1 protein-coding gene and 3 pseudogenes are annotated in these 3008 nt (G+C 59.5%); all 4 read left to right on the forward strand.

Features of this window, described 5'->3' with window-relative positions:
* Nucleotides 1–690: 690 nt before the first annotated feature.
* A pseudogene (locus tag LHP98_RS19180) lies at nucleotides 691–892 on the forward strand (integrase core domain-containing protein); the annotation flags it as partial.
* A gap of 98 nt (nucleotides 893–990) precedes the next feature.
* A complete protein-coding gene (locus LHP98_RS19185; protein ID WP_227254152.1) occupies nucleotides 991–1197 on the forward strand; it encodes a hypothetical protein in 207 nt (68 codons plus the stop codon).
* 507 nt (nucleotides 1198–1704) lie between these two features.
* Nucleotides 1705–2349: pseudogene (locus LHP98_RS19190) on the forward strand (integrase core domain-containing protein); the annotation flags it as partial.
* A gap of 25 nt (nucleotides 2350–2374) precedes the next feature.
* Nucleotides 2375–3008 (forward strand): annotated as a pseudogene (locus LHP98_RS19195) (hypothetical protein); the annotation flags it as partial.

A 3008-nucleotide genomic window follows, 5' to 3' on the forward strand; every position in this document is an offset into this window, starting at 1 on the left:
TTCTGGACATTGCCATGGACCTCATGCGGACCGGGTCCAAAGAGCCGAAGGGCAATTTGCTCGACTACAGCATCAACCATTTGCTCAACCGATACGCGAGAAATTAGCGAAGGCTTAACCAAGGGTTCCGCCAAGATCATCGAAGAGGGCTTCAGCTATGAAGATCAATCGTCTCCAAACTTCAAGTCCAGATTTGGGATGGGCCAAGCGTGCTGCGCTAGGGCGAATTGAGGCAATCAACGCGAGCTCGAACCTCTGCTGGGAAATCACCGTATGCTGTGAGGGCGAAGAGCGAAGGCTCACCTACGACCACGCGTCGGACTTTGAAAAGATTCGCCTAGATGTTCGCCGTTCGGGACTTTGGGGTGAAATCCAGATAAGGAAGATTGCGGTCTGCCGGAAGACCCCTCGTACCTTGGTCCTCTACCAGTCCATGCGACGTGGGCACCTTTCCGCTCTAGCCGGTGCTGTTGCACACTGCTGATCAAGGGCGATTCACATTGTGAATCTATGCGGTTAGGCCGGCCGCATGGGCAAGCCTTCACCCGCCCGCTTCTGCACGACGGATTGGTCCAATGTGAGCGTTGCCTGAACCCCGTCGGCCTTTCAACTTGACGGCTTTGGGAACGCCCAAGGCAGAGATCGTCGCTGAGTGACGCGGGATGTCCGTTGGCGATCGCGGTCAGTGTTTCGCTCGGGCATGCTCGCGATCTGATTGCGGCCTAGGTCACCGACTACAACACCATGCGACCACACTCAGCACTCGGCACTGCGCCGGACCACCGCAATCGCTCGACCCGCTGCAAGCGATGAAGGTTCCGCGCGCCAGGCGATTGCTCAAACCGCGCCAACTGGCGTAAACGACCAATGGGCTCCAGTCGTGGCTGGATGAAAGACCAGTGGAAGATCACTACCTATGCGCGTGCAATTAACGAAGGCTTAACCAAGGGTTGCCAGTGTGCACATGGGGGCAGCATTGGAATCTCACACATGTACCTGGCGCCGACTGACGACTTCCTCATTGATGTTGCCCGCGACCTTCAGGACTTCATCCAAGAGAATGACATCACCCACCTGAAGCCCAAGTTCGAAGCTCTCCGTGAAGCACTCGATCGCGAGATGGGCATCACGCTTCTCACCCGTGGCAATCAGCACCTGTACAAGCTCTCCAGCGGAATCCAAACCCACGAGAGTTGATCGGCAACCTGCCTGCCGGCACGCGGAGGCTGAGCCTCTGGCAATTGAACGGGTCGGTGCACTTCAATCGATCTGGAGCCGGCTGCGGCGCCCGTCAGGCCATTGTCCCCGCAAGTGCGGTGGCATTCGACGAAAGACTCGTATGTATCCTGACCAAATTCCGGGCTGCCAGACAAACCTCGCTCCGCGCCAGCGCGGCGGAACTCACGGCCCGCGGGATCAGGCCAGGTGCGCCCGAACCTGGCTGGTGTCGAATGCAAGAACACCGAGTCGGTAAGACCTGTTGCTATCCGGATGAACAACTGAACCTGACGAAAAGGACAGTTGTTCGATCTCCGCGCCCTCGGGCATAGGAAATCCAATATATGTCAATTGGATGGCCTGTGGAAACGACTCGGTCCCGCAGCACGGAAGTGTTTCCGATTCTGGTGTCGCAAGCGGATCTTGACCGGGTGAACGCACCCTTGAGGACTTCGCATCACACAAAAGGCGCGTCTATCTTTGCGTTATCGGCGGCTGCATGTGTTTCTTCGGCGTGAGGGCCACGAGGTCAATCACAAGCGCCCGCTCCGCATCTACCGGGAAGAGCAGTTGCACGTGCGCCGTCGCGGTGGGCGCAAGCGGGCCATGGGCACACAGGCCCCGATATTGCTGCCATTGATGCCGAACCAGCGCTGGTCGCTGAACTTCGTGTCCGACCAGATGACCGATGGCCGCCGCTCCCGGATCATGACTGTGGTCGATGACTGCACGCGGGAATGCCTGGCCCTGATCGCCGAAACTTCGCTGTCGGGCGCACGGGTGGCGCGGGAACTGGCGATCCTGTTCGACGCCCGCAGCAAACCCATGACGGAGGTCAGCGACAATGGGACCGAGTTCACTTCGAACGCAATCCTGAAGTTCGTGGATGATCGCGAGTTTGACTGGCACTACATCGCGCCCGGCAAGCCGATCCAGAACGCCTTCATCGAAAGCACCAACGGTCGTCTGCGGGATGAACTGCAGAATGAGACCCTGTTTCCGTCCTTGCACCATGCCCGCGTCACTCTGGCCGCCTGGCGCACGGACTATAATGTTGATTTCCATCGAGAACTGAGCCGGGTCGGCGCGCAAATTCCACTGAGAATTGAGCCATGTGAACCTTCCCCCTGAGCGGCGAGCGGCCGGGGGCAACGGAGTGGTCCACATGGGACTTTTGAACATCATCCGACCCATGCATTTGCGGCAGAAGCTGTCGATCCGCGAGATCGCCCGGCGCACGGGTCTGTCGCGCAATACCGTGACCATGCATCTGGCGTCGGACACGGTCGAGCCAATGTTCGCCACGCCGGAGCGGCCGAGCAGGCTTGATCCCTTTGCCGGAAAGCTGGCGGGCGGGCTGAAGACCGAGGCCGGGAAGTCGCGCCAGGAGCGGCGTACGCTGAAGCCGTTTCATGCCGATCTGGTGACGCTCGGCTTCACCGGTTCCCATAACCAGGTTGCGGCCTTTGCCCGGAACTGGCGGGCTGATCGGCAGCGCGACCAACAGACCAGGGGACGTGGCACATTCGTCCCGCTGGCCTGCCGCCCGGGCGAAGCTGTCCAGTTCGACTGGAGCGATGACCATGCGGTTCCGGGCAGTGAGCGCCCGAACCTGCAGATGGCACATTTCAAGCTGGCGCTCAGCCGGGCCTTCCTGCTGCGGGTGTCCGTCGTCGAGAGATTTGGAACAGTCGACCTGATTTTGGAGCAGAGGGCTCTGGCTCACCTGTTTCAGGCTATGCGGCTTGACGCTGATGGTTCAAGCGGCGGTTTTGGATGGTTTGCTGTTT

The organism is Rhodobacter sp. Har01 (assembly GCF_020564565.1).
Lineage (GTDB): Bacteria > Pseudomonadota > Alphaproteobacteria > Rhodobacterales > Rhodobacteraceae > Pseudogemmobacter.